Annotated in this window: 5 protein-coding genes; all 5 read right to left on the bottom strand. The window is 35.5% G+C overall.

Annotated features, from left to right (window positions below):
- Positions 1 to 193: 193 nt before the first annotated feature.
- The 5 genes from U9P79_02060 to U9P79_02040 all read right to left on the bottom strand — a co-directional run bounded on the left by U9P79_02060 (position 194) and on the right by U9P79_02040 (position 6466).
- A complete protein-coding gene (locus tag U9P79_02060) occupies positions 194 to 2029 on the bottom strand; it encodes a hypothetical protein (protein ID MEA2103412.1) in 1836 nt (611 codons plus the stop codon).
- On the bottom strand, positions 2020 to 3000 hold the full coding sequence (locus U9P79_02055; GenBank protein ID MEA2103411.1) for an NAD(P)-dependent oxidoreductase: 981 nt from the start codon (positions 2998 to 3000) through the stop codon (positions 2020 to 2022). Before U9P79_02055 ends, U9P79_02060 begins: the two co-directional genes overlap by 10 nt.
- Positions 3001 to 3015: 15 nt before the next feature.
- Positions 3016 to 4311, bottom strand: coding sequence for an aminoacetone oxidase family FAD-binding enzyme (locus U9P79_02050; GenBank protein ID MEA2103410.1), 1296 nt, complete (start codon positions 4309 to 4311; stop codon positions 3016 to 3018).
- A gap of 287 nt (positions 4312 to 4598) precedes the next feature.
- Positions 4599 to 6263 (bottom strand): Na/Pi cotransporter family protein, encoded by a 1665-nt coding sequence (locus U9P79_02045; protein ID MEA2103409.1) that lies wholly within the window; start codon positions 6261 to 6263, stop codon positions 4599 to 4601.
- A gap of 35 nt (positions 6264 to 6298) precedes the next feature.
- The gene (locus U9P79_02040; GenBank protein MEA2103408.1) at positions 6299 to 6466 is read right to left on the bottom strand and encodes a hypothetical protein; all 168 of its coding nucleotides are present in this window, start codon (positions 6464 to 6466) and stop codon (positions 6299 to 6301) included.
- Between the last annotated feature and the right edge of the window lie 201 nt (positions 6467 to 6667).

Raw genomic sequence — 6667 nt, 5'->3', positions numbered from 1 at the left:
CTACTTTACGGATGCACTCTAAATAATAATTTTTGACACAGACAGATTTCCATAATCTATATTGAGTTCTTCATCCGCCAACAGGCGGATGAACTGCTTCCGGTTCTCCCGGCTTTCGTAAACCCCGTAGGATATTTATCCAACGGGGTAAACGAATTGTATTCGCATGCCGTTTTTTGTCCTCCATTTTCCATCAATTTATAAAATTCCAATGGACTTTAAAACTTGAACTGATTCCATTTATTGGCATCTCCGGACTCATAAAATAGGGCTGATTTGTCATGTTTTTGAAAACCGCAGAAATGGTGAACTCATTTATTTTGAAGCCGAATTCAAAATCAAAAAAAACTTGGATAGGTTCTTCATAAAAATTTGAGTTTCGATAATTCTGCATTAGGCTTGTTTGAGTTTTTACAAAAGCAAAATTGTGATAACCGAGCGATTTTTGGATATTCCAAAACAGCTTTCCGCGAATATCAGGACGGAGAACGAATTCGTCCGGTTTTTTTTGTAAATCGCAAGAACATTTGATTTTATTTTGTAAAGTGAGATAACTAAAATCAACTTCCCCAGCTAAGTTCACACCATAAATTGTATATTTTTCTGAAATTTCAAAAGATGCATGATATTGCATATCATTACGGATTTCATTAATATAAGAGGTAAGTTCAAGATTGATATTATGGTTGGAAAATTCAAACTGACAATCTAAAAATATGTTTTCCCTTAAATGTAAATCAATTTTTCCGGGTGCGGACAAATACTGAATATTTTCTTTTCTCGTACCCACAGAAAGGTTTGAGGAAAAATTTTCGTTTATTAGGATTTCAAAAACGAGCTTCGGATTAATATATGTTGTGTCCGGTCGGGTTTTATGATGGACTTCATTATAAATGGTCATTTTGTAAAAATTGCTGAAAAATCCGGGAGAATTTATCTTAAAAAGTCCATAATAATCTGTAATCGTGCTTTGATTTTCATAAACATTATTATCCGCTCTAAGCAAAATATCTGTCTCGTAATTCGGGATAGGCAAGAAAAAACCGATTGCAATTTGATTGCGTTGATAATCAAATTCATTACTAATCGTAGAATCTGGTTCTTGCAAAATATTTTTACCTATTTGATTCATATAAGAAATTGTAAGGATGCTATCCAAGAGGGAGGTTGCGAAAATATTTGTATAAGTATCATTTTTTAGAGGAGGAAATTCGGAGGCAGGAAAAACATTATTGTTGGAGAATTGTTTTAGAAAATTGTATGAGATTTTATATTCTGCAAATTTTTTTTGAATTTGAATAACAAGGGCGTCAAAAAAATACCGATCATTCGCTGGAGTTTGCTCTTTGCCGCTATGCATAAAAAAATTTAGATCGAACAAATTCGCAAATTTATTTTTATGAAAATTCACATATTTTTCTTCAAAATTGTAAGAACCTTTGGAGAAATGTAATGCTGATAAAGTTGCCAGGAATTCTGTCTCAATAGGATAAAATTCTTCTGTGTCCCTACTTTCTCGCAAATTATAATAATTAAGCAAATCCAGTAAATCCGCATTATGAAGATAAAAATTGTTCAATTTCAAATTATAGATAGAGTAATTGTCATTCTGATAGGGAAGCGTGTAAAATCTGTTACCTCTGCTAAAATAGGAATTCGTGCGAAAGGTTTTGTTTTCAATTGTGTAAAAAGAATTCTCGAGAGATCGCACTTTTTCCTGCACCTCTCGGAGGGGAATAACCGAAATTTTCAAACTATCTGTGCTGTCCGAAACAATAGAAGTTTGCAAAGAGTCAAAAAGTTCTATATTGGGCGAAGTCGAAATAGCGGAATCGATCAAAGTGGAATCTACGAAAACGGAATCAATAAAAATTGTCGAATCAGGAGGGATTATTTCTGCTGAACTATCAAGCGAATCAGGTTTTTGCACAGAATCACTTTCAGCAGAAAAGCCGATGACTGTGGCATAAAAAGAAAGGAGAATTATAAAAAAAATTACGCTGAACTTGAATTTACTAATTATAACCATTTGTTCTCCTTATACCACAAATACGTTTTTTTTACAGCCTGATCAAGCGAGTATTTTGGCTCGAAACGTAATGTGGTTTTTGCTTTCTCAATACTGCACAGCCAATATTGTTCTTTCATTTCCCTAACTTTTTGAAGATTCAAAGTCGCTTGAGTTTTGCTAAAACATTTTTTAAATTCATTTAAAAAAGCGATTAAACGGATGAGCAAAAAAGGAATATGAATTGTTAAAGCGAACTTGCCTACTGCATTTTTCACAGAATCAATAAAATCATCGAGAGAGTAAATTTGCCCATCACCGGCATTAAATATTTGTTTAGATGCTTCCGAACTTTCTGCAGCTGCGATGAGGAGCTCGACCAGATCTTCTATAAATATCAGGCTGATACATTTTGCATGCAAGCCCGGGTATGGAGCGATGTGCTTTTCCACAAATTTAAAATAATTAAAAAAATCTGTATCATTCGGTCCGAAAACGCTAACCGGACGGATAATCGTCCAAGGGATTTTTGCATATTTTTGGATAATTTTTTCGGCAGCGAGTTTGCTTTTGCCATAATATGAAATTGGATTGCAGGATTCAGCTTCGGTTTTGTTACTTTTGCTGTCTGCCGGACCTTCTGCGGCTTGGGAACTGAGAAAGATGAATTTTTTTAAAGGCAGATCGTTTACTGCTCGAATTATTCTTTTTGTCAGATCTACATTTGCAATGAAATATTTCTCTTTTGATATTTCCTTAACTTTTGCAGCAATATGAAAAACAAAATCCGCTCCCAAACACGCTTGCCGAATTGATGAAACCGAATCATAATCTATGTAAGCGAATTTAACGGGTAGATTTTTGATGGATTCCAGATTGGATGTTTTCCGAACCATGCAGGTAACATCGTAATCCATTTTGATAAGAGTTTTGGTGAGGTTACTTCCTACAAATCCGTTCGCACCTGTTATACATACTTTTTTGCGTTTCATATTTTTTTGTTCATCTTATTCATTATCAGAAATATTTTTGGCAGCCATTTCACCAGCCACATATCCGGTTGTGAATGCTGCCTGCAAATTGTAACCGCCTGTATCACCGTCAATATCCAGAACTTCGCCGGCAAAAAACAATCCTGAAATGATTTTCGATTCCATGTTTTGAGGATCAATCTGCTTCAAATCCACACCGCCGGAAGTAACGATTGCTTCTTTCAGAGGTCTGGTGCCGGAAAGAGTAAATTCCAAACCTTTCAGGCATTCCACCAATTTTTGTCTTTCATTTTTGGATATTTCTGCAATTCGCTTCTCAAGATTAATTCCGGCAAAATTTCCCACGACTGCAATTAGTTGGCTGGGAAGCAATTGAGCAAGAAGAAATTCAAATTTTTCTTTTCCGTGTTGATCCGCTTCTCGGATAATTCGATTATGCAATTTCTCTTCGGAAAGTGCCGGCTTCAAATCAATTTTTAAAATAAGATTTTTGCGATTTATTTCCGTTTTCAATTTTCTGCTTAGTTTAAGAGCGATAGAACCATCCGCTCCGAATTCTGTGAAAAAAAACTCTCCGAATTCCTCGGCTAATTTTTTTTTATCGGAAAATATTGCCACGGAAACGTTTTTTAAAAGCAGATCCACAATTTTCGGTGGTACATTTTTCAGACAAAGGGGAACGAGAGCCGGATAAATGGAGGTAATATGATGCCCACTTTTACGGGCAAGTTTACATCCGTCGCCGTCTGAACCTGTTTGTGGATAAGAAGCACCGCCGGCAGCAAGGATAACTTTGTCGGCAAGAATTACTCCCTCAGAGGTAATTACCCCACCGACTTTGTTTTTATAATGCAAGATTTCTGTTGCAGAACGTTCAAACTGCACTTCAACATTATTTCTTTTCAGATAAAATTTCAATGTATCCACCACATCCCACGCATTCATAGATTTGGGATAAATGCGTCCTCCCGATTGTTCGGTAAGTTGTAAACCAAGTTTTTTTAGCAGTTTGATTAAATCCGAATTGAAATATTTGTGGAATCCGTTTATGAGAAATTTGCCGTTCCTACCGTAATTTTCGATGAAAGTAGCAATTTTTGGTTCGGTGTTTGTGAGGTTGCATTTTCCTTTTCCGGTAAGGGAAAGTTTGAGCCCGAGTTTGTTTTTCTTTTCGAGCAGGACAACCTTTGCCCCGCATTCGGCTGCTCTACCTGCTGCTATCATCCCAGCTGGACCTCCGCCGATTATGATTATTTTTAATTGATCTTCTTTTGGATTTTTCGCAAAATGATTTTTTTTAAGTGGATTCATTTTATTTTAATTATTATTTTGTTAGTCAATAAATTCATCTACGATATCTGTTTCTTTCCGGTTCTCAGGATGTTAATACAAAATCTTTTGGTAAAATGATTCGACGCAGAAAAACCACAAGTGGAATATAAATGCAAAAACATTCCACAAGGCAAGCACTGATTCGGCAGATAAACGCTGATATTACACTTTTTATAAAAAAATTTTATCTTGCGAAAATCGGTTCTTTCAGCGTGATGTTGTTTATCACATTCATCTGCGTCGAATCCCTACTTTACGGATGGACACTATTTAATATGCTCCAAAGCCTCAATAATATTTTGCGAATTATCACCAATATGCTCAAAATAACGAAGCAGATCAATATACATCAATTCGGAATTCACATCTCCACCTTCCTGAATTCTCTTACGCGATTTTTTCTTTAACTTATTACGAAATAGGTCAATCTCTTTTTCCATCTCATACGCTTGATTCAATTCTGCAAGATGAACCACATTATTTATATTCGCCTTATAAAAGTTGATGAATTCTAGAATCAAATTTGAATATTCCAAAGCATCATTCACAGCGACTTCGGCAAAAATGATTTTTTTATTGTATTTCTTTTGAATAAGCAGAATTAGTCTATAACAGCTATCTGCCACACTTTCCAATTCATGTACAATTCTCATCATTGCGTTGATGTTTTCCCTCGCTACACTGCTTACGGCATCTTTACTGCAATCAACCAAATATTTGGAAATTTCCACCTGCATTTGATCGGTAAGATCTTCTTTATTCTTAATGATTTTCACAAGTTTACTCATATCTTTTGTGGGATTGGTCAAAACTTTTATAAATCTGGTAAACATTCTGTGAGTTACGTCGGCCATTTTAATAATTTCATTTTTTGCTTCGAGGATATTCAACCCGGGAGTATCTTGAACACTAGCAGAAATATATTTTAATTTGTATTGTTGCGGAAGAATGTCTTGCTTTCTCTGTGGGAAAAGTTTTTCGATAAATTTTGCAAACAATGGCACAAAGGGAAGGAAAATCAATGTGTTTGTAATATTAAAAACCGAATGAAAAAGAGCAAGATTCAAGGGAAAATTTTCTTTAACGGCGGAGTCCCAAGGGGCAATCCCCTCGATAAATTTAATGAAATATGGAAAAATAATTAGTATCCAGATTATTCCTAAAGTATTGAAGAAAAAATGTGCTCGAGCCGCTCGGCGCGCGTTTAAATTTGTTCCAATTGCAGCGATATTTGCAGTTACGGTCGTGCCAATGTTTTCTCCCAAAGTCATTGCAGCAGCCATCGGGAAATCTATCCATCCCATATAAGCGAGTGTTACGGTAATTGCCATTGCAGCACTGGAAGATTGGATAATAATTGTCAGAAAAGTTCCGATTCCTATAAAAATAATGATGGATAGAAAACCAAGGTCAGTGTAATTTTGAACAAATTGCAAAATTTCAGGATTGCTATGGATATCCGGAACGGAATTTTTCAGAAACATTAAACCCAAAAACAGAAGGGCAAATCCAATGATAATTTCACCCGTATCACGCAGTGTGCGGGATTTTGCAAAAAGAAAAGGCAGAGAAAGTCCTGCTATTGGTAAGGCTATCGCAGTAATTTTGAATTTAAAACCAACCAGCGATACCAACCATGTCGTTACGGTCGTGCCAATATTCGCGCCCATAATCACGCCGATAGCCTTTACAAGGGTTAGCAAACCCGCATTTACAAAACTGACCAGCATCACGGTCGTGGCGGAAGAGGATTGAATAAAAGCGGTTATAATGATACCGGTTATGACTGCAATCACACGATTTTTCGTCATATAATGCAATATTTTTTGAAGGCGTTCTCCTGCTACTTTTTGCAGTCCATCGCTCATTACCCTCATTCCATAGAGGAACACACCGAGCGAGCCAAATATTTGAAGTAATCTTATTATCATTAGTTTTCCTTTTGGAGTAAAATACCCGTGATATTTTACTTAATGAGCGTCAAGGTTTTGGCAATATCGCCAAATAATATTTTGATTTCATGAAAATACGTGCCGGAACTAACCATATTTTCCAGCAAATCTGTCATTTTTTGTTCTATAAAATTTGCTTCATGTGGATCAGGAATTTGGGAAGATTGCATTTTTATCTTCACTATTTCTCCCAATAATTATTTTTAATATATATCTTTTTCCTACCCCTTGTGGTTTTTAGTCAAGGATTTTGGGTATTTATTCCGAATTATATGATTACAGTAGATTAACAATATGTGTGGTTTAAAAAGATGTTCTTACAGCAGTAATATTAATATTTTGATGGATAACAAGCTGTAAAAATATGCAAGTTTTGTTTTTAT

The organism is Candidatus Cloacimonadota bacterium, from assembly GCA_034661015.1.
Taxonomy (GTDB): domain Bacteria; phylum Cloacimonadota; class Cloacimonadia; order JGIOTU-2; family JGIOTU-2; genus JAYEKN01.
This window is presented reverse-complemented; position numbering and strand designations above follow the sequence as displayed.

Coding starts and splice junctions, on each gene's coding strand:
- U9P79_02060 (MEA2103412.1), bottom strand. CDS start 2,029: ATGGTTATAATTAGTAAATTCAAGTTCAGCGTAATTTTTTTTATAATT.
- U9P79_02055 (MEA2103411.1), bottom strand. CDS start 3,000: ATGAAACGCAAAAAAGTATGTATAACAGGTGCGAACGGATTTGTAGGA.
- U9P79_02050 (MEA2103410.1), bottom strand. CDS start 4,311: ATGAATCCACTTAAAAAAAATCATTTTGCGAAAAATCCAAAAGAAGAT.
- U9P79_02045 (MEA2103409.1), bottom strand. CDS start 6,263: ATGATAATAAGATTACTTCAAATATTTGGCTCGCTCGGTGTGTTCCTC.